This is a genomic window from Nocardioides sp. GCM10030259, assembly GCF_042666375.1.
In the GTDB taxonomy this organism is placed as follows: domain Bacteria; phylum Actinomycetota; class Actinomycetes; order Propionibacteriales; family Nocardioidaceae; genus Nocardioides.
Window position 1 is genome coordinate 74063 of sequence record NZ_JBHTDF010000025.1, and the last position, 21384, is coordinate 95446.

The window sequence follows — 21384 nt, forward strand, 5'->3', positions numbered from 1 at the left end:
GGACCCTAGATCACGGGGCGAGCCGCTCCGTGAGCCACCCTGCGCCGGCGCGCCGGTAGCGCAGCCGGTCGTGCATCCGGCCGGGCCGGCCCTGCCAGAACTCCACGGCCTCGGGGCGTACGACGTACCCGCCCCACTCGTCGGGCACCGGCACGTCGTCCGGGAAGCGCTCCTCCGCCTCGGCGTACGCCTGCGCCAAGGCCTCGCGCGTCGTCACCCGCGACTGGTGCGACGCCCACGCGCCGAGCTGGGACCCGCGCGGGCGGACGGCGAAGTACGTCGCGACGGCCTCGCGCGGGACCGGCGTCGCGACGCCGTCGACCCGCACCTGGCGCTCCAGCGGGTGCCACGGGAAGAGCAGTGCGCAGCGCGGGTTGTCCGCGAGCTCGAGGCCCTTGCGGGAGCCGGTGTTGGTGTAGAAGACGAAGCCGTCGGCGGACAGGCCCTTGAGCAGCACCATCCGCGACGACGGGGCGAGGTCGGGGCCGACGGTGGCGACCACCATCGCGTTCGGCTCGTGCAGGCCGGCGGCGGCCGCGTCGCGCAACCAGCCCTCGAACATCGTCACCGGGTCGGGCGCCAGGTCCCCCTCGTCGAGGCCCGCCCTGCCGTACTCCTCGCGCAGCGCCGCCAGATCCATGTCCTCGACCCTAGTGGCGACGCAGTGCACAATGCGCGGGTGACCGAGGTACACCATGGACTGGAAGGCGTCGTCGCGTTCGAGACGCAGATCGCGGAACCGGACAAGGAGGGGTCGGCGCTCCGCTACCGCGGCGTCGACATCGAGGAGATCGTCGGCCGGGTCCCCTTCGAGAACGTCTGGGGCCTCCTCATCGACGGCACCTACACGCCCGGCCTGCCGCCGGCGGAGGCCTACAACATCCCCGTCCACACCGGCGACGTCCGCGTCGACGTGCAGGCGGCGATCGCGATGCTGGCGCCGGCCTTCGGCTTCCGGCAGACCTACGACATCAGCGACGAGCAGGCGCGCGCCGACCTCTCGCGCGTGGCGGTGATGGTGCTGTCGTACGCCGCGCAGTCGGCCCGCGGCCTGCACCAGCCGGTCGTGCCGCAGGCCGAGGTCGACAAGGGCGCCACGCTGGCGGAGAAGTTCCTGATCCGCTGGAAGGGCGAGGCCGACCCCGACCACGTCCGAGCGATCGACGCCTACTGGAGCTCGGCGGCCGAGCACGGCATGAACGCCTCGACGTTCACCGCCCGCGTCATCACCTCGACCGGCGCCGACGTCGCGGCGGCGTTCTCCGGCGCGATCGGCGCGATGAGCGGCCCGCTCCACGGCGGCGCACCGTCGCGGGTGCTCGGCATGATCGAGGAGGTCGAGCAGCGCGGCGACGCCCGGACCTACGTCAAGGAGCTGCTCGACAACGGCGAGCGGCTGATGGGCTTCGGCCACCGCGTCTACCGCGCGGAGGACCCGCGGGCGCGCGTGCTGCGGCGTACGGCGCGCGAGCTGGCCGCCCCACGCTACGAGGTCGCCGAGGCCCTCGAGCAGGCCGCGTTGGCCGAGCTCCGCGAGCGCCGGCCCGACCGGGTGCTCGAGACCAACGTCGAGTTCTGGGCCGCGATCGTGCTCGACTTCGCCGAGGTGCCAGCCCACATGTTCACCTCGATGTTCACCTGCGCCCGCACCGGCGGCTGGTCGGCGCACATCCTCGAGCAGAAGACAACGGGCCGGCTGATCCGCCCGTCGGCCATCTACACCGGCCCTGCCGCCCGCCCCGCCTCGGACGTCGACGGGTGGCGGTCCGAGTGGGACGGGTGAGCGTCGACGTCCCGGCGCACTTCGGGGGCAGGCGCGCGATCGTCACCGGTGCCGGCTCCGGCATCGGGGCGGCGCTGAGCCGCGCGCTCGCGGCTGCCGGCGCCACGGTCGTGTGCGCCGACCTCGACGGTCTCGCGGCGGCGGAGGTCGCCGGACCGATCGGCGCGCGAGCGGTGGCGCTCGACGTCACCGCCGCAGCGGCCGTGCGGGCGCTCGTCGAGGAGGTCGAGCCCGACCTGCTGTTCAACAACGCGGGCATCACCTTCGGCGGCGAGACCGAGGACCTCACGCTCGACCAGTGGGACGCGATCATCGACGTCAACATCCGCGGCGTGGTGCACGGCGTCGCCGCGGCGTACCCGCTGATGGTGAAGCGTGGCTCCGGCCAGATCGTCAACACCGCCTCCATGGGCGGGCTGATGGCGGCCGGGCTGATCACGTCGTACGTCATGACCAAGCACGCCGTGGTCGGCCTCTCGCTCGCGCTGCGATCGGAGGCCGCGTCGAAGGGCGTCGGCGTCACCGTGGTGTGCCCGGCGGCCGTGGACACCCCGATCCTCGACAAGGGGCACCTCGGCAAGTTCCACGGGCGCGACTACTACCTCAAGGGCCAGGGCGTGCGGCACCCGCTGGCGCCCGACGTCTTCGCCGCGCAGGTGCTCGAGGCCGTCGCAGCCGACCGGGCCATGCTGGTGACCCCGAGGCAGGCGCGGATCGCGTGGCGGCTCGGCCGGTTCTTCCCCGGCTTCGTGCAGCGGTCGTCGGCGCGGTTCGTCGACAAGCAGCGCCGGCTCCAGGACCGGCGCGCAGCGGCCTGATCAGAGCCGGCCGGCGTACCAGCTGGTGCGGCCGCGCGAGCCGGCGCGGTCGAGCGACACGTGCACGTGATCGCGGTGGCGCAGCGTGCGGGAGCACTTGGAGCGCTTCTTGCACGCGGAGCTGAGGTAGGGCTCGGGCCGGAACCCGTTCCACGCCGGGTAGATGCGGTCCGCCCAGATCACGTACATCACGCCCATCCGGCGAGCCCGGGCGTCCTCGTTGCCCCGCCGGTCGGCCTCGAACAGCGCGTCGAGGAGGGCGTGCACGCGGCGGCGGTCGGAGGCGCGGCGTACGTCGGCGAACCAGTCGAACGCCCGGCCCGACTGGTGCTCCGACGTCACGCTGCGCTTGCGGCCGCACGGCCGGGCGTCGCCGACCGAGTCGCCGCCGAACTGCCGGACGACCCACCTGGCCAGCTCGACGGTGCCGCGCTTCGGCGCGGGGTGGCAGTTCCTTGCCGGCTCGTACGACGCGTAGTCCTCGATCGGCTCCGCGGCATGGCCGGGCGCCAGCGCGCCGAGGGACAGCAGCAGGCCGAGCAGGACGGAGACACCGAGACGCACGAGCCTTCCATCGGCCGGCAGCCGGCGTACTTGATCACTCCCGGGTGGTCCGCGCCAGGTAGGCCAGGCCGCGCGGCGACAGCTCGTAGCCGACGTCGAAGCTCCGGGTCAGGCCGAGGTTCTTGAGCTTGCGCACGTCGATCTTGAACGGGTCCCGCTCGCGGCCCATCTCGACGGCGAGGTCGGGGGCCCGCGTGTGGGGGCGGCGCCGGATGACGTCGAGCGTCGCCATCGTCCACGGGCCGTGGCCGCTGGCCCGGTCGAGCCGGTCGAGCCTCGCGTCGATCGCGGCGACGTCGTCGTCCGTGAGGTCGGCGCTCTCGCGCAGCGCGACCCGCGGGTCGGGCCCGGCCCAGCTCAGGCGGACGCGGTACGTCGTGGGCACGTCGGTCACCTTGTCCAGCTGCCGTCTCAGGCGGTCGGCGTCGGGCCAGCCGGCCGCAGCGGCCTCCTCGTCGGTGATCGCGGCGGCGTCGACCACCTCGACCTCGTCCACCCGCACGACGCCCGCCACGGTCCGGAACTCCGACCCCACCTTCACGTCCGGCTTGCGCCAGCGCCGGAAGGCCAGCGTCACGGACCCGTCGGCCACCCCGTGGGCGACCTTCGGCGGCAGCAGCATGGGCTCAAGATAGGCGATCCGGGCCGAGTCCCGACTCGATCGCGAAGACGACCAGCTGGGCGCGGTCGCGAGCGTGCAGCTTGACCATCGCGCGACTGACGTGGGTGCGGACGGTGTCGGGGCTGACCACGAGCTCCTCGGCGATCTCGGCGTTCGAGCGTCCGGTGGCCACCCAGGAGAGGATCTCGCGCTCCCGGTCGGTCAGGTCGCCGAGGCGCGGGTGCGGCTTGGCACGTGGCCCGACCCGACCGAACTGCTCGATGACGCGACGGGTCACCGAGGGCGCGAGCAGCGAGCCGCCGTCGGCGACGACCCGGACCGCGTCGAGCAGCTGCTGCGGCTCGGTGTCCTTGAGCAGGAACCCGCTGGCGCCGTTGCGCAGCGCCTCGAAGACGTACTCGTCGAGCTCGAACGTCGTCAGCATGACGACCTTGACGTCGCTCAGGTCCGGGTCACCGGCGACCTCGGCGAGCAGGCCGAGCCCGTCGAGGACCGGCATCCGGATGTCGCACAGGACGACGTCGGGCCGGGCGCCACGGATCAGCGACAGCCCCGCCCTGCCGTCCTGCGCCTCCCCGACGAGCACGAGGTCGTCCTCGGACCGGATGAGCGTGCCGAGGCCCATCAGCACCAGGGGCTGGTCGTCGACCAGGGCGACCCGGACCGGCTCGGTCACGGGGCCACCGGGATGCTGGCGCGCACCCGGAACCCGGTCGCCTGCGGTCCCGCCTCGAGCGTGCCGCCGAGGGCCTCGACCCGCGACCGCATCCCTGCGATGCCCATGCCCCCATCCTGCCCGACGGCGGCCCCGGCCCCGGCGCCGTCGTCGGAGACGGTCACGACCAGGTCCGACGACGTCCGCTCGAGGACGACCGCCGCCCGGGTCGCCCGCGCGTGGCGGAGCACGTTGGTGAGGGACTCCTGCACCACGACGTACGCCGCGTGGTCGGCCGCGCCCTCGAGCTCGCCCGGGTCGCCGCGGCGCTCGACCGCGAGCCCACCGGCGCGCACCCGCTCGATCAGCGGACCGAGGTCGGCGACTCCCGGTGTGGCTCGTCGTGGCGCATCGCCGCCGGACATGCGGGTGAGCTCGGCGCGCAGCGACTCGAGCGACTCCCGACTGGTGTCGCGGATCGCCTCGAGACTGCGACGGGCGGCCGCCGGGTCCTTCTCCAGCACGTGCAGCGCCACGCCGGCCTGCATCGCGATCACGGCGAGCCCGTGCCCGACGCCGTCGTGCAGGTCGCGGGCCATCCGCAGCTGCTCCTCGGTGGCCGCGCGCCCGGCCTGCTCGGTCCGCATCCGGCTCCGGTCGACCAGCCACCAGCCCCCGAACGCCGCCACGAGCGACATCGCCGCCACCCCGACGGACTGCCAGAAGACCTCGGGGCCGGCGCTGTCGCTCGCCGCCCGGACCCCGAGGCCCACGACGACGAGAAGGACCGCGACGGCTCCGGCCGGCAGCAGCGCCCGCGGCCGCGACCGGAGGGAGGCGACCAGCAGGGTCAGCGGCAGCGCGAGGAACATCGGGCCGTTGTCGAGCCCGACGGCGAAGTAGCCGCCGACCGCGACGCCGGACACGAGCACCGCGAGGCGCCCGCGGTAGAAGGCCAGCACCAGCGCCGCCGCGGCGGCTACGGAGGACACGACCACGGCCAGGGAGGAGCCGTCATCGGCGCCGCGGTTGGCGCCGAGCGAGCCCGCGACGATGAGTGCGGCCGGCACCAGCCAGGGCAGCGGGGATCTGAGCATGGTCCGAGGCTAGGTCGCCGCGCGCCGGCCGGCGTACGACGGAGCGAGGCACCGCCGTACGCAGATCCGCGTACGCCGGTGCCGCCGTCGAGCGGACGCGCCGGGCCCGGCGTCCGACGACGGTGGATGCCATGACGGAACTCATGGTGGAGACGGAAGGTCTGACCAAGCGCTACGGCTCCGGCGACCACAGCCGGATGGCCGTCGATGCGGTCAGCATGACGGTGCGTCGCGGCGAGGTGTACGGCTTCCTCGGCCCCAACGGGGCGGGCAAGACGACCACGCTGCGCATGATGCTCGGGCTGATCCGGCCGACGGCCGGACGCGTGAACGTCCTGGGACAGCCCGCGGGCCGGCCCGAGGTCACGGCGAGGGTCGGTGCGCTCGTCGAGGGCCCGGGCTTCTACCCGTACCTCAGCGGCCGCGACAACCTGCTGGTGATGGCGCGCTACCGCGGACTGTCGGAGGCGGTCGTCGACTCGGCCCTGGAGCGGGTGGACCTCGCCGACCGGGGCGGCGACAGGTTCAAGAGCTACTCGCTCGGCATGAAGCAGCGGCTGGGGGTCGCGTCCGCGCTGATGGGCGATCCCGACCTGATCGTGCTCGACGAGCCGACCAACGGGCTCGACCCCGCCGGCATGGCCGACATGCGGGCCCTGATCGTCGCGCTGGCCCGCAGCGGGCAGACGGTGCTGCTCTCCAGCCACCTGCTGGCGGAGGTGCAGGAGATCTGCGACCGGGTCGGGGTGATCAGCAACGGTCGCCTGCTGCGTGAGTCGACCGTCGCCGAGCTCCGCGGCCACGCCTCCCTTCGCGTGCACGCCGAGCCGATCGACCGCGCGCTCGCGGTCGCGATGCGGGTCGCCGGCGACGACGGCGTACGCATGCTCGACGACCAGCTGGTCCTGGAGCTGCCCGCCTCGGCGGCACCCGGCCTGGTGCGGGAGCTGGTGACCGCCGGCCTCGACGTCCACGAGGTGACCAGCCGCGAACGAACGCTCGAGGAGGTCTTCTTCGAGATGACCGGTAACAACGACGACAAGATCGAGGAGGCAGTGCGATGAACGCCGTCCTGAGGAGCACCCGCGCCGAGTTGCTGCGGCTGCGCAAGTGGCCGGCCGTGTGGGTGACGCTCGGCGCGTGGGTGGCGATGGCGCTGATGTTCGGCTACGCGTTCGACTACATCGCCTTCAAGACCGGAGACAACAGCTTCTCCAACGAGGGCGAGACCGTGTCCACGCTCCTGAACGGCCTGCTGCCCGTGTCGGTGCCCGACGTGCTGCTGCGGGGCATGCCGATGTTCGGCGGCGCGCTGATGATGGTGCTGGGCGCGATGGTCGCCGGCAGCGGCTACGGCTGGGGGACCTGGAAGACGGTGTTCACCCAGGGCCCGTCGCGCACCAGCTCACTCGTCGGCTCGCTGGCGGCGACGCTGGTGTTCGTGGTCGGCACCGTGGTGTTCACGCTGGTCCTCTACTTCGGAGTCGCGCTCGCGATCGCCGCCAGTGAGTCGCAGAGCGTGGTCTGGCCGTCGGCCGGAGCGGTGGTCGAGTCCGTGCTCGCGGGCATCCTCGTGCTGGGCATGTGGGCGCTCGCGGGATTCACCCTCGGCACCGTCGCCAAGGGCCCGGCGCTCTCCGTCGGCCTCGGCCTGGTCTGGGCCCTGGTCGTCGAGAACCTGCTCCGCGGCGTCGGCAGCCTGCTCGACGCGGTCGAGACGCTGACCCACGTGCTGCCCGGCACGGCGGCCGGGTCGCTGGTGGGCTCGCTCATCGGCGTCGACGCCGGAGGCACCCCGGGAGTGGTCGACGCCATCTCCGGCACGCAGGCGACCTGGACGGTGCTCGTCTACGTCGTCGCGCTCCCGGCACTGTCCCTGCTGCTCGTGCGGCGGCGGGACGTCGCCTGACCGCCGTCCTCCGTGCGTAGGTCAGCCGACCGCGGCACCGCAGGACTCGCAGAACCGCGCGTTGGCCGACACCGGCGTGCCGCAGCTCGAGCAGAAGCGTCCACTGCGCGGCGGCGGCCCCTGCTCGATGGTGACCCGGGCGTAGCCGCCGTTGCGGGACAGGATCGCCACCCGGGTGAACGCGACGATGCCGAAGCCGATGACCGCGGCGAACCCACCGGCCGCGAACAACGCCATCGAGGAGCCCTCCTCGCCGGGCTCTCCGCCCGCGAAGCTGACGAAGCCGGCGACGACGCACACGAGACCGCCGAGGCAGACCAGGGCGCCGACGAAGAGGAGAAGCGTCTGCATGGTCGTGCGGTTGTTCATGATCCGTCATCCCCCGAGGGCTCGCTGGTCCGGCTGACAGAATAGGGAAGCGTGAGCGACGCCCTGCAGATCCCCCTCGACCTCCTCCCCGCCGACGGCCGGTTCGGCGCCGGTCCGTCGAAGGTCCAGACCTCCCACCTGGAGGCTCTCGCGGCGACCGGCGCCTCCCTGATGGGTACGTCGCACCGCCAGGCGCCGGTGCGCGCACTCGTCGGCCGGGTCCGCTCCGGGCTGTCCGACCTGTTCTCGCTGCCCGACGGCTACGAGGTCGTGCTCGGCAACGGCGGCGCGACGGCGTTCTGGGACGTCGCGACGCACGGGCTGATCCGGGAGAGGTCGCAGCACCTGTCCTTCGGCGAGTTCTCGGCGAAGTTCGCGACCGCTGCGGCCGCCGCTCCGTGGCTCGCGGCGCCGTCGGTGATCAGGTCCGAGCCGGGGTCGCGGCCGGAGCCGGTCGCCGAGACCGATGTCGACGTCTACGCCTGGGCGCACAACGAGACGTCGACCGCGGTGATGGCCCCGGTCGTGCGGCCCGAGGGCGCCGCGTCGGACGCGCTCGTCCTCATCGACGCGACCTCCGGCGCGGGCGGCCTGCCGGTCGACGTACGGGAGAGCGACGTCTACTACTTCGCGCCCCAGAAGTCCTTCGCCTCCGACGGCGGCCTCTGGCTCGCCCTCTTCTCCCCCGCGGCCCTCGAGCGCGCCGAGTCGATCGCCGCGTCCGACCGGCACGTCCCGGCCTTCTTCGACCTGCCGACCGCGATCGACAACTCCCGCAAGAACCAGACCTACAACACCCCGGCCGTCGCCACGCTCTTCCTGATGGCCGAGCAGCTGGACTGGATGAACGCCTCCGGCGGCCTCGCCGGCATGGTCGCCCGCACCACCGAGTCGTCGGACATCCTCTACACGTGGGCGGAGAAGTCGCCGCACGCCTTCCCGTACGTCGCCGAGCCGGCGCACCGGTCGCTGGTGATCGGCACGATCGACTTCGAGGAGGGCATCGACGCCGCCCGCATCGCCGCCGTGCTCCGCGCGAACGGCGTCGTCGACACCGAGCCCTACCGCAAGCTCGGTCGCAACCAGCTGCGGATCGCGATGTACCCCGCCGTCGACCCGTCCGACGTCGAGGCGCTCACCCACTGCATCGACTGGGTCGTCGAGCGGCTCTGACCCGGTGTTCCCCTGAAGATCGCTGATCGATTCCCGGGGGCACGGTCAGGGACAATCCCGATCACACGCACCGGCCGACTGCCTACGGTCGGTGAGGTGACCAGACATGCATGGATGCCCGCTGCCGGACTGTCCGTCGCGACGCTCGTCGTCGCCTCGTCCCTCGCGGGCTGCGGGACCATCGGCATCAGCAAGGAGTTCTCCGACTCCCGGACAGAGACCGGTCCCGTGAGCGCGATCTCCCTGACGGGCGGGTCCAGCGAGCTCGCGATCACCCGGTCGTCCTCGGCGTCCGAGATCACCATCGAGCGGGACGTCGACTACCAGCACGACAAGCCCGATGACCGGTACGACGAGCTCGACGGCGACGTCCTCCGCCTCGACGGCGACTGCGGTGACGACTGCGTCATCGACTACACGGTCACGGTGCCCGACGCGGTCGACGTGACGGTCGACGTCGGCTCGGGGGACGTCCTGCTGGTCGGGCTGGGTGATGCAGACATCAGGACCGGCTCGGGCGACATCACGGTCATGCGGCCGACCGGGAGCGTCGGCGCCGCGGCCGGGTCGGGGGAGATCTCGATCACCGACGCCGACGGGCCGGTCACGGCGGAGACCGGCTCCGGCGACGTGGAGGTCGAGCTGGCGACCGCCAACGACGTCACGGCGCGCGCCTCCAGCGGCGACCTCGAGCTGACCGTGCCCGCAGGATCCTCCTACCGGGTCGACGCCGACACCAGGTCGGGGGACGAGACGGTCACGATGCCCAGCGACGAGCTCGGTGACCACCACCTCGACGTCTCGACCGGGAGCGGCGACCTGTCGGTCACCGAGGACTGATCGGCTGGACGACCACCTTGCCGAGCGCGCGACCCTCGCCGGCGTGCGCGAGCGCGGCCGCCGTCTCGTCGAGCGGGAACGTCCGGTCGACGTGCACCTCGACCTCGCCGCGCGCACAGAGATCGGCGAGCGGCGTGAAGTGGGCCGGCCCCTCCTTCACCGCGAGCACGCCGATCGAGCGCCGGGAGGCCACGCCGACGACGGTCCCGGCGGTGAGCACCCGCAGCAGCGTGCGCGTGGAGCCGCCGACGCAGCGGTACGTGCCGCCCCGGGCCAACGACCGGCGGTAGGCGAGGACCGAGCGGTGGGCCACCAGGTCGAGGACCAGGTCGAAGGTGCCCGCTCGCGTGAAGTCGGTGGTGCGGTAGTCGAGGACCTCGTCCGCACCGACCGCGCGCATGAAGTCGAGCTTCCCGGCGTTGTCGACGCCGGTCACGTGTGCCCCGGCCCGCTTCGCCAGCTGGATCGCGAACGCGCCCGAGCCGCCGCCCGCCCCGTTGATCAGCACCCGGCTGCCGTCGGCGGCCCACCGCGTCCCCTGCAGCGCGATCGCGCCGGCCTGCGGGATCGTCGCGGCCTGGACGAACGTCAGTCCGGCCGGCTTCCGGGCGAGCGCGGCCTCCGGCGCCACGGCGTACTCGGCGAACCCGCCCTTGAGCCAGAGGTTGTCGCCGTACACCTCGTCGCCGGGCGCGAGCCCGGTCACGCCGTCGCCGACCGCATCGACGACCCCGGCGATGTCGGACCCGAGCGTCCGGCGAGCGGGTCGCCGCAGGCCTCCGATCCGGGCGTACGCCGGCGATCCGAGCAGGCACTCCCAGTCGCTCAGGTTGATCGACGTCGCGGCCACGCGCACCCGCACCTGCCCGGCCTTCGGCTCGGGGACGGGCACCTCCGCGACCGCCAGGACGTCGGGAGGCCCGTACCTGTCGTAGACGACCGCCTTCATCCGCTGTCCCTCCGGTCACCGCAGACTAGGGTGGCCGCGTGGACGACCACAAGCAGTGGTTGGCGGGGGTCTTCGACCGAGCGGCGCCCACCTACGACCGAGTCGGTACGGCGTATCACGCGCACTTCGCCGGGCGTCTCCTCGACCTGGCCGGCCCGCAACGCGAGGCTCGCCTGCTCGACGTCGCCTGTGGCCGCGGCGCAGTCCTCGTCGCGGCTGCGCAACGAGGGCTCGGGGACCTCACCGGGATCGACGTCTCCCCCGCGATGATCGAGCTCGCCCGCGCGGACCTGGCCGCCGCGGGATGCGAGGCCGAGCTGAGGGTCATGGACGCCGAGCGGCTGGACTTCCCCGATGCGTCGTTCGACGTGCTCACCGCCGCGTTCGCGCTGTTCTTCCTCCCCGACCCGGCGCGCGCCGCCGCCGAGTTCGTGCGCGTGCTGCGCCCCGGCGGCGTCGTCGCCGTGTCGACCTGGGGCGCGGAGGACGAGCGCTGGGCGTTCGAGGACGACCTGCTCCCGGCCGCCGGCGCGCCGCGGCGGCGGGCGCTGCAGCAGCCCTTCGACAGCGCCGAGGAGGTCGCCGCGCTGCTCGGCGCCGCGGCCGTCACGAGCCTCGACGTGCAGGAAGAGGAGACCGAGGTCTGGTTCGCCACCAAGGAGCAGTGGTGGGACTGGCACTGGTCGTTCAGCGTGCGCGGGATCCTCGAGCAGCTGACGCCCGAAGCCCTCGCCGCCTATCGCGACGGATGCTTCCGGGAGATGGATGCGCTGGAGACCACCAACGGCTTCCCGCTGCGCCTGCGCGCGCTGATGGTGACCGGGCGAGGGGTCCGATGAGCTGGCTGGCCGCCGCGGTCGCGCTCGCCTCGGCAGTCGCGGCGGGCTGGTCGACCGCCCTGATGCACTACGGGGCGTCCGGCGCCGAACGCGGGGCGAGCGCAGCCGAGCTGGCCCGCCACGTCGTCTCCGAGTGGAAGTGGCGGCTCGGCGTCGCCGCGTCGCTGGTCGGCCTCGGCCTGCACGCCATCGCCCTGCACCTGGGCTCGCTGACGATCGTCCAGCCGCTGGCCGTCACCGCACTGTTCTTCTCGATGGTGTTCCGCGACCTGCTCGACCGCCGGGCTCCGCCGCGGCGCACCGTCGTCTGGGGCGCCGTCACCGCCGTCGGGCTCGGGATCTTCCTGACCGCCGCCGGACCGACCGGTGGCACCGACCAGCCGGACGGCGCGGCCGCGGCGGTGCTGATCGGGCTCGGCGCGCTCGGTGTGCTCGTCGCGCTGCGGGCCTCCGGGCGGCACGCCCGGCAGTCGGCGCTGCTGCTCGGGACGGCCGGCGGCATCGTCTTCGGCCTGATGGCCGGGGCGATCAAGTCCACGACCAGCGCCTGGAGCGCCGGCGAGCTCTTCACGTCCTGGCCGTTCTACACGATGGTCGCCGTCGGCATGACCGGCTTCGTGCTGAACCAGCACATCTACAACCGCACCCGGGTGACCGAGTCCCTGCCGATGCTCAACCTGGTGAACCCGCTCGTGGCGCTGACCTTCGGCGTCGTCGCGTTCGCCGAGCGACCCAGCGGCTCGCCACAGTCCATCGCGCTCGAGGCCGTGGGCCTCGGCATCGTGCTCGCGGGCATCTTCGTGCTGGGGCGCAGCGACGTACCCGGGACCGGCGGGCGGGACCGCACGCCACGGCGTACGCCGAGCCGCCGCGGCAGCTAGCACCGCCGGCGGAGGCGCGCGGGACCCGGGTCGGGCGACCCGGTACCTGCGAGGGAGGTCTCGGCGCGCGTCAGCGCGCAACGTCGAAGTCGTGACCCGACATCTCTCCCATGGCCGCCTGCTGTCGACGATGCTCATCGTCCTGCTGCTCACCCTCGGGTGCGGCGCCACCGATGCGCAGGACGACGTACCCGATCGGCGCACGATCGCCGGGCTCGACCCGGACCTGCTCACCGCCGTCCAGGCCGCGCGACGCGATGCACGCGACGACGGGGTGCGGATGGTCGTCACCAGCGGCTGGCGCAGCCCGGCGCACCAGCAACGTCTCTTCGACGAGGCCGTGCTCGGGTACGGCAGCGAGGAGGAGGCGAGTCGCTGGGTGTCGACTCCCGACACCTCGGCGCACGTCACCGGAGACGCGGTCGACATCGGCCCGCGCGACGCCGATCACTGGCTCAGTCAGCACGGTTCCGACTACGGGCTGTGCCAGGTCTTCGCCAACGAGGTCTGGCACTTCGAGCTGGCGACGACGCCCGGCGGCACCTGCCCCGACATGCTGCCCGACAGCAGCAGCAGGGGCTGACGGACGAGCATGTCGAGAATCCGGACACGGCTGCGTCTCCGTCTCGAAATGACCACAACCGCGTTGGAGGATGGCAGTCATGGCACGCATCAAGCGCTTCGACCACATCGGGATCACCGTCGCCGACATCGAGCTGGTGACGGAGTTCTTCGTCCGGCTGGGCCTGGAGGTGCAGGGCCGAACGTTCGTCGAGGGCGAGTTCATCGACACCGTCTGCGGCATCCCGGACTCGCGCACGGAGGTCGTCGGCCTGCGGTCGCCCGGCGGCGACACCTGGATCGAGCTCGGGACGTTCCTGCGGCCCGACCACACGCCGGGATCGCCGAAGGCCATGGCGAACGAGCTCGGCATCCGCAACGTCAGCTTCGTGGTCGACGACCTGCAGGCGTCCGTCGACGAGCTGGCCGCGGACGGCTACGGACTGATCGGCGGCATCGGCGAGTGGGAGGGCGCCTACCGGATGGCCTACGTCCGCGGACCCGAGGGCCTCATCGTCTCGCTGACCGAGGAGATCGGCTGACGGTCGTCAGCCCGGTCGCCGAGGGTCCCTCCGGGGCTGGTCCACCGGTTGCGGCGAACCGGGTACGTCGTGGTCGTCGATGACCTCCTCGAGGGCCGTCGTCAGCGACTCGGTGCTCTCTGCCTGCAGCTCCTCGACCTCGGTGAGCTGCTGCTCCAGCTCCTCGGCGACGGCCGCGACGTCCTCGTGGCTGATCACGCCCTCGCCGCCGACCTGGGCGTGCACCACGAACTCGGTGAGGAGGAAGAGGCTCACGTCGTCGTCGGTGCGCTCCATCCCCGCCTTGAACGGCTTGTCGATCACATCGAGCAGGCGGAGGAGGTAGATGAAGAAGAAGGTCAGGAAGGCGACGGTCACCAGCGACTCGACGTGTCCGCCCATGTTCGTGAAGAGCAGAAGGAGCACGATCACGACGACCAGGCTCCGGATCATCGCCATCGCCGACGGCAGGAAGGCCTCCCGCTGGATGTGGTAGACGCGCAGGGCCGCCTTGCGCAGCGCGGCCTGCTCGGACCGCAACCGCACCACGTAGTTGGCGGGCACATCGGACTCCTCCAGCTCCAGCAGGGAGTCGGAGACCTCCTCGATGGCCGCCTGGCACTCACGCGTCGTCCCGCTGTTGATGTCCGCCCGCAGTGCCGTCACCACGCTGACGAGGCGCCCTCGCATCGTCTCCATGTCGGGCTTTCCCCAGACCCTGTCCATCGACTCGGCCTCGCGGAGCAGGGCGTAGAGCGACGCGGCGATGTCGGTCGGCGCCCGTTCGGCGTCGCGGTAGTCCGAAAGAGTCCCGGCGACCACGAGACCCATCACGAACACGCCGCCGCCGATGATGCTCGAGGCCAGCGGACTGGCCGACATGCCCTCGACGCCGAGCGCCCACAGCACTTCCCGGATGACCACGATGACGGCGACCACCACCACCGTCTCGATCGCCACCCGGTAGCTGCCCAGAATTGCACGCATGACGCACGACCTCCCGATGGGCGCGGCTGAGCCCTCCCACGATACGGCGGCGCGCCCTCCTGCGACACCGTCAGCCGGCTGCGCCGATCGGGTCGGTGCCGGGCTCGAGCGGCAGGCGCAGCGCCCGGACGGCGAACGAGATCGCGTGGTACCACCCGCAGAGCAGGGTGACCTCGAGCGCGGCGTCCTCGCTGCTGACGGCGACGAGGTCCGACCAGGCCCGGTCGGAGAGGTCGAACGTGGCGTGGAGCTCGTCCACCGCCGCGATCACCGCGCGGTCCGCCGGCGTCCAGCAGTCGTCGCCCGGCCCGCCCGTCGCGAGGGAGGACACCTGGGCGTCGTCGAGCCCGGCCTTCTCCGCGAAGGCCGCGATGTGCACGCCCCACTCGTAGCCCGCCCCGCACAGCGCGGTCGTCCGGTCGATGACCAGCTCCCGCTGCCGCAGCGTCAGCGCCGAGCGACGCGACAGGTAGTAGCTCCCCCACCCCGCGACACCGTGCGCGAGCTCGGGCCGGCGGGCCCAGACGCGGAAGAGCTGGATCGGTGGCCCGAGCCGCTCCAGGACGGCGGCCGCCTCCTCGTCGTACGGCGGCTCGAGGGGCGCGATGCGGGGCTGCTTCGATTTCAGAGGCATGCCGGCACGCTACGCTGGTTGCTTCGGAAAGGGAAGCAATGACCTCGACACCCCTCCCGGGCCGCCCGGTACGCGGCTCGGACACCGGCCGCCCGATCATGGCCCTGCTCGACCTGCTCGGCCGGCGCTGGACGCTCCGCGTCCTGTGGGAGCTGCGCGACGACGCCCGGCCCACCTTCCGGCAGCTCCAGCAACGCTGCGACCGCGCCTCCTCCAGCGTCCTCGCCGACCGCCTGCGCGAGCTGGGCGACGCCGGCCTCGTCGAGCACGCCGGCGACGGGTACGCGCTCACCTCCCAGGGGAAGTCCCTCGTGAAGCAGCTCGCGCGGCTGGACCAGTGGGCCGCGGAGTGGCGGCCCCACGGGTCCGCCTGAAGGCAGCGCAGCCTCAGGCCTGGATGACCTTGATGAGGCCGGCGGCCGCGCCCACGGCGGCGATGCCGGTGCCGACGATCCACTTCCAGTTGTCCTGGGTGAAGGATCTGGCGGCGTAAGCCCGGTCGACCTCGACGTCGAACTGGCGGGTGAGGGTGGGGACCGTCACCGTCTTCTCCCCGTAGTCGGCGATCGGCACCCGCATCGAGGCGGAGACGGTGAGGGACTGGCGGCCGCGCTTGGTTGGGAGGACGTCGAACTCCCATGTCGCCCGCTCCGAGACGACCTGTTCGCCGTCGACGTTGCTCTCCGGTGTGTTGATGCGCCTGATCTCGAACGTGGGGCCGCCCAGGCTCACGGTCATGAACGCCGTCGTGTCGATCTCCGCGACGTCCTGCCATTGGGACGAGGCAACGAACGTGGCGACGACTCGACCGGCGTCGTCGTCGCGGGCGATCATGACCCTCACGGTGTCGTGTCGTCCCTGTCGCAGAGGCGGTGCGTCGACTCCGAGGGCCCCGAGGCGCATGTCGACCTGCAGGGCGTTCCGGACCACCTGATCGAGGCTGACGGTGTCCGGCCCCTCTGCCATCGCGTCTCCATGCCCCAGGTGAAGATTCGGGGCGGGGACAGTGGGTCGCCGTCGCCCGGCCTGCTCGAGGTACCGAGTGTCGATCCGCGCACGGGGGTTGAACTCGACACCCACGCGGCGACTCCCGAGCACACCACCCTTGCGTCCGCCGGGACGCCGTGAGCGCCCGGCCTCCGGTCTCGCCGCGACGCCCCGCGAGAGCACGACCAGCGCGCCGACCAACGATCCGACCAGGATGATGATGCCGACGACGATCGGTTCGACCATGTCGCGCGCACCTCCTCCGCGACCCCTCGTCCACCGTCGCGTGGCTCCGCGTGCCCGGTCAATGGGCTGTTCGGGTGGTCCCGAATGGTCTGGGAATGATCCGGAAGTTCGCCCAATCAAGTCGTGCGGGCGCGAGCGCGGCGGGGGAGCATCGTGTGCACGGCGTCCGCACCTCTCCGGTGTTCGCTTCCTCCGAATCTCGAACAGGAGGAGTTCGATGGGGGCACTGGCCGAGCTCGTCCCGCAGGTCTTCTTCGATGTCTACGCGCGATACGTACCTGGACTCGTCCTGTTTGGTTCCTGGGTCCTTCTCCTCGGTCAGGACGCATGGCGAGGTCTTCTGGACACTGTCGCGGGCGGGCAGCTCGACAGTGACAACGCTCTCCCGATCGCGACTTTGGTTCTCATCTTCGTGCCGTTCGTGGTCGGGTACCTGATCGCGCCGCTCGCGAAGCTCGTGCAGCGAGGCAACGAGCACGGTTGGCGGCTTCCTCCATTGCGTACCCGTTCCGCGTCCGAAGCGTCGCGCAAGCGGCACCCGAAGAACTGGTGGGTGACCAGCGACAAGGGCGCGGGAAGGGGCTACGACTGGCTTCGCGCAGAGCACCCGCAGACAGGCGCCTACGTGGCGAAGATCCGCGCCGAGTTCACGATGCACAACGCGCTGGCCGTCGCCTTCGGCGCAATCTGTGTGATGGCCCTGTGGGCGCACGAATGGTGGTGGGCGCTGGCGAGCCTTGTTGCTGCCCCCCTGATGGGTTGGCGAGGAGCGCAGACGGAAGAGACCTTCCAGAGCACGACCCGCAAGCTGTGTGAGGCGAAATGCTGGCCCGACCTGGGGAGGTACCCATCGCCGCGGCTGGTCTGGCTGATGCCCGCGAACGACAAGGGAAGGGTTGCGCTCTGGGAGGACGGAGAGGGTTGGCTCACGGTGGTGGAACAGCCGGCGAAGGAGCCGCCGGACGCGGCGGGGGTCAGCCGTCCAGGAGCCGCGAGCGACCGCGATGGCGATCTCGCAGGACGACCAGCCACGCCGGCAGCGCCGAGGGCGAACAGCAAGAAGCCGCCTCTCCTGCTCTCGAAGGAAGTGCTCAGCACGATGGACGGCGGGAACCTGCACAGTGCTCAGGCGCGCAAGGAGCTCGCGTGGTGTCTTCGGAGCGAGGCCCCACGACATTTCGAGTTCCGCCTGTGCCGCTCAACGGCCTAGCACCTGGTCGGGCGGGGCGTTCCCGGACCAGTCACGGCACGATGGGTGCCGTGCCCCTCCCCATCCCCACGCTGCACACAGCACGCCTGAGGCTGCGCCCCTTCGTCGACGCGGATGCGGACGCCCTCTTCGCGCTGCAGAGCAACGCGCGCGTGCTCCGCTACTGGGACTCGCCGCCGTGGAGCGAGCGGGAGGTGGCGGACCGCTTCATCGCGAGGTGTCGGCAGATGGCGGCCGACGGCACGGGAGCGCGGCTGGTCATCGACCGCTCGACCGACGGGGAGTTCCTCGGCTGGTGCGGCCTGAGCCAGTGGAACCCGGGCCACCGCAGCGCGTCGTTGACCTACTGCCTCACCGAGGCCGCGTGGGGCCACGGCTGTGCGACCGAGGCCGCGCGGGCGTTGCTGGAGTGGGCGTTCGACACGCTCGACCTGAACCGCGTCCAGGCCGAGGCCGACACCCGCAACGCGGCGTCCGCCCGCGTCCTCGAGAAGCTCGGCTTCGTGCGCGAGGGCACGCTGCGGGAGGACTGCGTCGTCGACGGCGAGGTGTCGGACTCGTGGGTGTTCGGGCTGCTCAGGCGCGAGTGGCGACAGTGACCGGCTGAGTGCTCTTGATGTCCGAGGAGGAGATGTGCGAACGATCAATGTCCTGGGCTATCCCAGCAGCGCAGCCGCCTACTGCGTCGGGGTCGAGCAGGCCCCAGCAGCTCTTCGCGAAGCCGGCCTGATCAGCTCCATCGAGGCTGCCGGGCATCGAGTGAGGGACGCCGGCGACCTGCCGGTCCGACGCTGGCGTCCAGATCACGATCGGCCGTTGGCGCAGAACCTCGAGGAAGAGGTCGACGCGCTCCGCGAGCTCGCTGACGCCGCTCACGCGCTGATGGCGCCAGGCGAGCAGCTCCTCGTCATCGGCGGCAGCTGCACGGTGGCCCTGGGGTTGTGCGCCGCTGCAGCACGGAGCGGGACCGACACCCACCTCGTGTACATCGACCGGCACCTCGACCTCAACACGCCGGCGTCGACCATCGAGGGTTCACTCAGCTGGATGGGGATGGCCCATGCGCTGAACCTCGACGGGGCCGCTCCGGAGCTGGCCGGCCTGGCAGGCTCCCGGCCGCTGCTCCGACCCGCCCAGCTCAGCTATCTCGGGGTCGACCTGGGCGAGACCACGGCTTGGGAGCGCGCACGAGCCGCAGAGCTCGATGTCGGTCTGGTGACTCAGGCAGAGATGGTCGCCGACCCCGCCCGCGCTGCGGCCGCGGCGAGGCAGGCACTGCCGGCCGGCCCGTTCCTCGTGCACGTCGACGTGGACGTGCTGGACTTCCAGGATGCGCCGATCGCGGAGAACGTGAACGGTCGCAACAGCGGCCCGACCTTGGCCCAGCTCGGGCTGGCGCTGGCGGTGCTGTGGCGCGAACCCCAGTGCTTGGGCCTCTCGCTGGGACAACTCGTCCCGGCACACGCCGCGTCAGACCCCACCTCACTTGGGCGGCTGATCGAGGCCTTGCTCCCGCCCGCCGGGGTCTAGCGCGCAGACGTCAACCCGCGGCGCGACTCGCCTTCTTCGTCCGGCTCGAGGCCTTCTTCGCCGGCTTCGGTGCGGTCTTCCGGGTCGCGCTGCCCGTCTTCGCTGCCGCACCAGCAGACTTTCGCGCAGTCCCGGTGGTCTTCTTGGCTGTCTTCCTGGCCGAGCCTGAGGCCTTCTTCGCGGCCACGGTCCCGGCCTTCGTCCCAGTCGCTACCGGCTCGGGCGGGAACCACACCGTCTTCGTCGCCTTGACCTTCCCCACGAGCGAGGCGCCGCGCGCGGCCCACATCTCCCGGTTCGTGACGCCCTTCAACCGGTTCTTGATGTCGAACATCATCTTCTCCCTCCCGTGTGGGGACCCGCCAGCGCGGTCGCGCCGAGGGGCCCCGATTACGAGTCCCACCTGTGCCGTGCCCAATCGCCGACGTCCTACTCCGCACCAGGCACGTGCGGGAGGGCTGCGGCGTCAGCCCAACGCCGCGAGCTTGCGCTCCAGCACCCGCCGTTCGCCGTCGTTGCGGCACAGCGACAGCGCGGCGGTGAGCTCGGAGCGAGCCTCGTCGGCGCGGCCCATCCGGCTCAGCAGCTCGCCGCGCACGGTTGCCAGCAGGTGCGTCGAGGCAAGTGAGCCGTCGGCGACCAGGGCGTCGACGAGCGGGAGCGCCGCGGCGGGGCCGTCGGCCATGGAGACGGCGACGGCGTGGTTGAGCGAGACGATCGGCGACGGCGCGAGGCGGCCGAGGGCGTCGTAGAGCACCACGATCTTGGCCCAGTCGGTCTCGGCGACCGAGGGCGCGACCGCGTGGCACTCGGCGATGGCGGCCTGTACGCCGTACGAGCCGAGGCCGCGACCCACCCCACCGGCCATGGCGAGGGCGGCGCGGCCGCGGCGGAGTGCTGAGCGGTCCCAACGGTGGCGGTCCTGGTCCTCGAGGAGCACGGGCTCGCCGTCGGCGTCGAGCCGGGCCGGGAAGCGGGCGGCGGTGAGCTCGAGCAGGGCGAGGAGCCCGTGGGTCTCCGGTTCGTCGGGGACGAGGCGGGCGAGCATCCGGGCCAGCCGGATGGCCTCGCGGGCCAGGTCGACGCGGATGAGAGCCGCGCCGGCGGAGGCGGTGGATCCCTCGGTGAAGATCAGGTAGATGACGTTGAGCACCGACGGCAGCCGCTCGCGCCGGTCCTCGGGCGGCGGCACGTCGAAGGGCACTTGGGCGGCCGCGAGCGTCTTCTTGGCGCGGGTGATGCGGGCCTGGACGGTGGCGGTGGGCACCAGGAAGGAGCGCGCGATCTCGTCGCTGGTGAGGCCGCCGAGCACGCGCAGCGTCAGCGCGACCTGCGACTCCCGGGACAGCGCCGGGTGGCAGGAGATGAACATCAGCGCGAGCACGTCGTCGTCGATCCGGTCCGGATCCCAGTCCCCCTCCTCGATCGCCTCGGAGGTCCCGTGGGCGATCTCGGCGTACCGATCGTCGAGGGCCGACCGCCGCCGGAACGCGTCGATCGCTCGCCGGCGGGCGGTCGTCAGCAACCACCCCGCGGGGTTGGCCGGTACGCCGTCGCGCGGCCAGGTCACCAGCGCGGCGGCGAGCGCCTCCTGGGCGACGTCCTCCGCGAGCGTGAAGTCGCCCGTGTAGCGGGCCAGCGTGCCGACGATGTGGGCGGACTCCATCCGCCACACCGCCTCGACCGCGTGCCGCGACGAGCCGCTCACAGCTGGCCGGTCGCCTCCCGCCACGCCCGCTCCTTCTGGATCCACGGGTTGTCCTGCGGGAACTCGTCGATGCTCGCCACCCGGCGGATCTCGGTCTTCATGCCGGGCCCGGTCAGCGGCGCGCGCTTCGCCCACTCGACGGCCTCCTCCTTCGACGCCACGTCGAGGATGTAGTAGCCGCCGAACAGCTCCTTGGTCTCGCCGTACGGCCCGTCGGTCACGACCGGCGGCTGCGAGGAGAAGTCGACGACCACGCCGGTCGCCGGGTCGTCGAGGCCCTCGGCGGCCACGAGCACGCCCGCGTTGATCAGCTCATCGTTGAAGCGGCCCATCACGTTCAGGACCTCCTCGAACTCGATGTTCTCGAACTGCTCGAGCGCCTCGCCGGTGGCCCGCATGATCAGCATGTACTTCATCGTTCTGCCTTCCGTGGTGGGGTCGCCTTCCGACCCTCTCACCCCACAGACGAACGGACGATGCACCCGATCGACACCTGTCGGA

General features: G+C 72.1%; 27 protein-coding genes. 14 read left to right on the plus strand and 13 right to left on the minus strand.

Translation table 11 applies throughout. The features are described 5' to 3' along the window. Nucleotides 1-10: 10 nt before the first annotated feature. On the minus strand, nucleotides 11-640 hold the full coding sequence (gene pdxH, locus ACFQQI_RS19810; protein WP_378567645.1) for a pyridoxamine 5'-phosphate oxidase: 630 nt from the start codon (nucleotides 638-640) through the stop codon (nucleotides 11-13). 39 nt (nucleotides 641-679) lie between these two features. Here pdxH and ACFQQI_RS19815 point away from each other — a divergent pair, with 39 nt between their 5' ends. Together ACFQQI_RS19815 and ACFQQI_RS19820 are read left to right on the plus strand one after the other, a co-directional pair. Further along, nucleotides 680-1783: a citrate synthase 2 gene (locus ACFQQI_RS19815; protein ID WP_378567648.1), complete on the plus strand. Its 1104-nt coding sequence runs from the start codon at nucleotides 680-682 to the stop codon at nucleotides 1781-1783. Beyond that, complete coding sequence (locus tag ACFQQI_RS19820) at nucleotides 1780-2601, plus strand: SDR family NAD(P)-dependent oxidoreductase (protein ID WP_378567651.1); 822 nt, start codon at nucleotides 1780-1782, stop codon at nucleotides 2599-2601. The genes ACFQQI_RS19815 and ACFQQI_RS19820 overlap by 4 nt, the downstream gene beginning before the upstream one ends. Here the strand turns inward: ACFQQI_RS19820 and ACFQQI_RS19825 are convergent, their stop codons facing one another. From ACFQQI_RS19825 to ACFQQI_RS19840, 4 genes are read right to left on the minus strand one after another with little or no spacing between them, the layout of a single operon-like run. Next, complete coding sequence (locus tag ACFQQI_RS19825) at nucleotides 2602-3165, minus strand: hypothetical protein (protein WP_378567654.1); 564 nt, start codon at nucleotides 3163-3165, stop codon at nucleotides 2602-2604. Nucleotides 3166-3199: 34 nt separating this feature from the next. Beyond that, nucleotides 3200-3787, minus strand: coding sequence for a hypothetical protein (locus ACFQQI_RS19830; RefSeq protein ID WP_378567657.1), 588 nt, complete (start codon nucleotides 3785-3787; stop codon nucleotides 3200-3202). A 4-nt stretch (nucleotides 3788-3791) separates the two neighbouring features. Further along, entirely contained in the window at nucleotides 3792-4463 is a 672-nt protein-coding gene (locus ACFQQI_RS19835; RefSeq protein ID WP_378567660.1) for a response regulator, read from the minus strand. Next, a complete protein-coding gene (locus ACFQQI_RS19840) occupies nucleotides 4460-5539 on the minus strand; it encodes a sensor histidine kinase (protein WP_378567663.1) in 1080 nt (359 codons plus the stop codon). The genes ACFQQI_RS19835 and ACFQQI_RS19840 overlap by 4 nt, the downstream gene beginning before the upstream one ends. A gap of 131 nt (nucleotides 5540-5670) precedes the next feature. On the opposite strand from ACFQQI_RS19840, the gene ACFQQI_RS19845 reads away from it, so the two are divergent. Both ACFQQI_RS19845 and ACFQQI_RS19850 read left to right on the plus strand, forming a co-directional pair. Further along, a complete protein-coding gene (locus tag ACFQQI_RS19845; protein ID WP_378567666.1) occupies nucleotides 5671-6603 on the plus strand; it encodes an ABC transporter ATP-binding protein in 933 nt (310 codons plus the stop codon). Further along, a complete protein-coding gene (locus tag ACFQQI_RS19850; RefSeq protein ID WP_378567669.1) occupies nucleotides 6600-7448 on the plus strand; it encodes an ABC transporter permease in 849 nt (282 codons plus the stop codon). The genes ACFQQI_RS19845 and ACFQQI_RS19850 overlap by 4 nt, the downstream gene beginning before the upstream one ends. Nucleotides 7449-7469: 21 nt before the next feature. Here the strand turns inward: ACFQQI_RS19850 and ACFQQI_RS19855 are convergent, their stop codons facing one another. Then, a complete protein-coding gene (locus ACFQQI_RS19855; RefSeq protein ID WP_378567671.1) occupies nucleotides 7470-7817 on the minus strand; it encodes a zinc ribbon domain-containing protein in 348 nt (115 codons plus the stop codon). 51 nt (nucleotides 7818-7868) lie between these two features. Between ACFQQI_RS19855 and serC the strand changes: the two genes are divergently transcribed. Then, complete coding sequence (gene serC, locus ACFQQI_RS19860) at nucleotides 7869-8990, plus strand: phosphoserine transaminase (protein WP_378567674.1); 1122 nt, start codon at nucleotides 7869-7871, stop codon at nucleotides 8988-8990. Between the two features lie 96 nt (nucleotides 8991-9086). Beyond that, nucleotides 9087-9830: a DUF4097 domain-containing protein gene (locus ACFQQI_RS19865; RefSeq protein WP_378567677.1), complete on the plus strand. Its 744-nt coding sequence runs from the start codon at nucleotides 9087-9089 to the stop codon at nucleotides 9828-9830. Here ACFQQI_RS19865 and ACFQQI_RS19870 read toward each other — a convergent pair. Further along, a complete protein-coding gene (locus ACFQQI_RS19870) occupies nucleotides 9817-10779 on the minus strand; it encodes an NAD(P)-dependent alcohol dehydrogenase (protein ID WP_378567680.1) in 963 nt (320 codons plus the stop codon). The genes ACFQQI_RS19865 and ACFQQI_RS19870 overlap by 14 nt on opposite strands. Before the next feature lie 38 nt (nucleotides 10780-10817). Between ACFQQI_RS19870 and ACFQQI_RS19875 the strand changes: the two genes are divergently transcribed. From ACFQQI_RS19875 to ACFQQI_RS19890, 4 genes are all read left to right on the plus strand, one after another. After that, nucleotides 10818-11618 carry a class I SAM-dependent methyltransferase gene (locus tag ACFQQI_RS19875; protein WP_378567683.1) on the plus strand — a complete coding sequence of 267 codons (801 nt, stop codon included), beginning with the start codon at nucleotides 10818-10820 and terminating at the stop codon, nucleotides 11616-11618. Continuing rightward, the gene (locus ACFQQI_RS19880) at nucleotides 11615-12499 is read left to right on the plus strand and encodes a DMT family transporter (protein ID WP_378567686.1); all 885 of its coding nucleotides are present in this window, start codon (nucleotides 11615-11617) and stop codon (nucleotides 12497-12499) included. Before ACFQQI_RS19875 ends, ACFQQI_RS19880 begins: the two co-directional genes overlap by 4 nt. A gap of 91 nt (nucleotides 12500-12590) precedes the next feature. Continuing rightward, complete coding sequence (locus ACFQQI_RS19885; RefSeq protein ID WP_378567689.1) at nucleotides 12591-13082, plus strand: M15 family metallopeptidase; 492 nt, start codon at nucleotides 12591-12593, stop codon at nucleotides 13080-13082. Nucleotides 13083-13161: 79 nt separating this feature from the next. Next, a complete protein-coding gene (locus ACFQQI_RS19890) occupies nucleotides 13162-13602 on the plus strand; it encodes a VOC family protein (RefSeq protein ID WP_378567692.1) in 441 nt (146 codons plus the stop codon). A 6-nt stretch (nucleotides 13603-13608) separates the two neighbouring features. Here ACFQQI_RS19890 and ACFQQI_RS19895 read toward each other — a convergent pair whose 3' ends face one another. Then, nucleotides 13609-14568 carry a hypothetical protein gene (locus ACFQQI_RS19895; protein ID WP_378567695.1) on the minus strand — a complete coding sequence of 320 codons (960 nt, stop codon included), beginning with the start codon at nucleotides 14566-14568 and terminating at the stop codon, nucleotides 13609-13611. Nucleotides 14569-14638: 70 nt separating this feature from the next. Beyond that, the gene (locus ACFQQI_RS19900; RefSeq protein ID WP_378567698.1) at nucleotides 14639-15202 is read right to left on the minus strand and encodes a carboxymuconolactone decarboxylase family protein; all 564 of its coding nucleotides are present in this window, start codon (nucleotides 15200-15202) and stop codon (nucleotides 14639-14641) included. A 38-nt stretch (nucleotides 15203-15240) separates the two neighbouring features. Here ACFQQI_RS19900 and ACFQQI_RS19905 point away from each other — a divergent pair, with 38 nt between their 5' ends. Beyond that, nucleotides 15241-15576: a winged helix-turn-helix transcriptional regulator gene (locus ACFQQI_RS19905; protein WP_378567700.1), complete on the plus strand. Its 336-nt coding sequence runs from the start codon at nucleotides 15241-15243 to the stop codon at nucleotides 15574-15576. Between the two features lie 13 nt (nucleotides 15577-15589). On the opposite strand, the gene ACFQQI_RS19910 is transcribed toward ACFQQI_RS19905, so the two are convergent. Then, nucleotides 15590-16036, minus strand: coding sequence for a hypothetical protein (locus tag ACFQQI_RS19910; RefSeq protein WP_378567703.1), 447 nt, complete (start codon nucleotides 16034-16036; stop codon nucleotides 15590-15592). A gap of 616 nt (nucleotides 16037-16652) precedes the next feature. On the opposite strand from ACFQQI_RS19910, the gene ACFQQI_RS19915 reads away from it, so the two are divergent. The 3 genes from ACFQQI_RS19915 to ACFQQI_RS19925 are packed head-to-tail and all read left to right on the plus strand — an operon-like array spanning nucleotide 16653 to nucleotide 19175. Further along, nucleotides 16653-17645: a hypothetical protein gene (locus ACFQQI_RS19915; RefSeq protein ID WP_378567706.1), complete on the plus strand. Its 993-nt coding sequence runs from the start codon at nucleotides 16653-16655 to the stop codon at nucleotides 17643-17645. 41 nt (nucleotides 17646-17686) lie between these two features. Continuing rightward, a complete protein-coding gene (locus tag ACFQQI_RS19920; RefSeq protein ID WP_378567709.1) occupies nucleotides 17687-18244 on the plus strand; it encodes a GNAT family N-acetyltransferase in 558 nt (185 codons plus the stop codon). Nucleotides 18245-18278: 34 nt separating this feature from the next. Then, complete coding sequence (locus tag ACFQQI_RS19925; protein WP_378567712.1) at nucleotides 18279-19175, plus strand: arginase family protein; 897 nt, start codon at nucleotides 18279-18281, stop codon at nucleotides 19173-19175. 10 nt (nucleotides 19176-19185) lie between these two features. Here the strand turns inward: ACFQQI_RS19925 and ACFQQI_RS19930 are convergent, their stop codons facing one another. From ACFQQI_RS19930 to ACFQQI_RS19940, 3 genes are read right to left on the minus strand one after another with little or no spacing between them, the layout of a single operon-like run. After that, entirely contained in the window at nucleotides 19186-19593 is a 408-nt protein-coding gene (locus ACFQQI_RS19930) for a hypothetical protein (protein ID WP_378567715.1), read from the minus strand. Between the two features lie 48 nt (nucleotides 19594-19641). After that, on the minus strand, nucleotides 19642-20883 hold the full coding sequence (locus ACFQQI_RS19935; RefSeq protein WP_378567718.1) for an RNA polymerase sigma factor: 1242 nt from the start codon (nucleotides 20881-20883) through the stop codon (nucleotides 19642-19644). Further along, a complete protein-coding gene (locus ACFQQI_RS19940) occupies nucleotides 20880-21299 on the minus strand; it encodes a YciI family protein (RefSeq protein ID WP_378567721.1) in 420 nt (139 codons plus the stop codon). The genes ACFQQI_RS19935 and ACFQQI_RS19940 overlap by 4 nt, the downstream gene beginning before the upstream one ends. Between the last annotated feature and the right edge of the window lie 85 nt (nucleotides 21300-21384).

What these genes read in the sequence shown, in the direction of transcription:
- ACFQQI_RS19940 (WP_378567721.1), bottom strand. Translation starts at nt 21,299, where the DNA reads ATGAAGTACATGCTGATCATGCGGGCCACCGGCGAGGCGCTCGAGCAG.
- ACFQQI_RS19890 (WP_378567692.1), top strand. Translation starts at nt 13,162, where the DNA reads ATGGCACGCATCAAGCGCTTCGACCACATCGGGATCACCGTCGCCGAC.
- ACFQQI_RS19895 (WP_378567695.1), bottom strand. Translation starts at nt 14,568, where the DNA reads ATGCGTGCAATTCTGGGCAGCTACCGGGTGGCGATCGAGACGGTGGTG.
- ACFQQI_RS19855 (WP_378567671.1), bottom strand. Translation starts at nt 7,817, where the DNA reads ATGAACAACCGCACGACCATGCAGACGCTTCTCCTCTTCGTCGGCGCC.
- ACFQQI_RS19870 (WP_378567680.1), bottom strand. Translation starts at nt 10,779, where the DNA reads ATGAAGGCGGTCGTCTACGACAGGTACGGGCCTCCCGACGTCCTGGCG.
- ACFQQI_RS19830 (WP_378567657.1), bottom strand. Translation starts at nt 3,787, where the DNA reads ATGCTGCTGCCGCCGAAGGTCGCCCACGGGGTGGCCGACGGGTCCGTG.
- ACFQQI_RS19915 (WP_378567706.1), top strand. Translation starts at nt 16,653, where the DNA reads ATGGGGGCACTGGCCGAGCTCGTCCCGCAGGTCTTCTTCGATGTCTAC.
- ACFQQI_RS19920 (WP_378567709.1), top strand. Translation starts at nt 17,687, where the DNA reads ATGGGTGCCGTGCCCCTCCCCATCCCCACGCTGCACACAGCACGCCTG.
- ACFQQI_RS19905 (WP_378567700.1), top strand. Translation starts at nt 15,241, where the DNA reads ATGACCTCGACACCCCTCCCGGGCCGCCCGGTACGCGGCTCGGACACC.
- ACFQQI_RS19845 (WP_378567666.1), top strand. Translation starts at nt 5,671, where the DNA reads ATGACGGAACTCATGGTGGAGACGGAAGGTCTGACCAAGCGCTACGGC.
- ACFQQI_RS19850 (WP_378567669.1), top strand. Translation starts at nt 6,600, where the DNA reads ATGAACGCCGTCCTGAGGAGCACCCGCGCCGAGTTGCTGCGGCTGCGC.
- ACFQQI_RS19880 (WP_378567686.1), top strand. Translation starts at nt 11,615, where the DNA reads ATGAGCTGGCTGGCCGCCGCGGTCGCGCTCGCCTCGGCAGTCGCGGCG.
- pdxH (WP_378567645.1), bottom strand. Translation starts at nt 640, where the DNA reads ATGGATCTGGCGGCGCTGCGCGAGGAGTACGGCAGGGCGGGCCTCGAC.
- ACFQQI_RS19900 (WP_378567698.1), bottom strand. Translation starts at nt 15,202, where the DNA reads ATGCCTCTGAAATCGAAGCAGCCCCGCATCGCGCCCCTCGAGCCGCCG.
- ACFQQI_RS19910 (WP_378567703.1), bottom strand. Translation starts at nt 16,036, where the DNA reads ATGATCGCCCGCGACGACGACGCCGGTCGAGTCGTCGCCACGTTCGTT.
- ACFQQI_RS19840 (WP_378567663.1), bottom strand. Translation starts at nt 5,539, where the DNA reads ATGCTCAGATCCCCGCTGCCCTGGCTGGTGCCGGCCGCACTCATCGTC.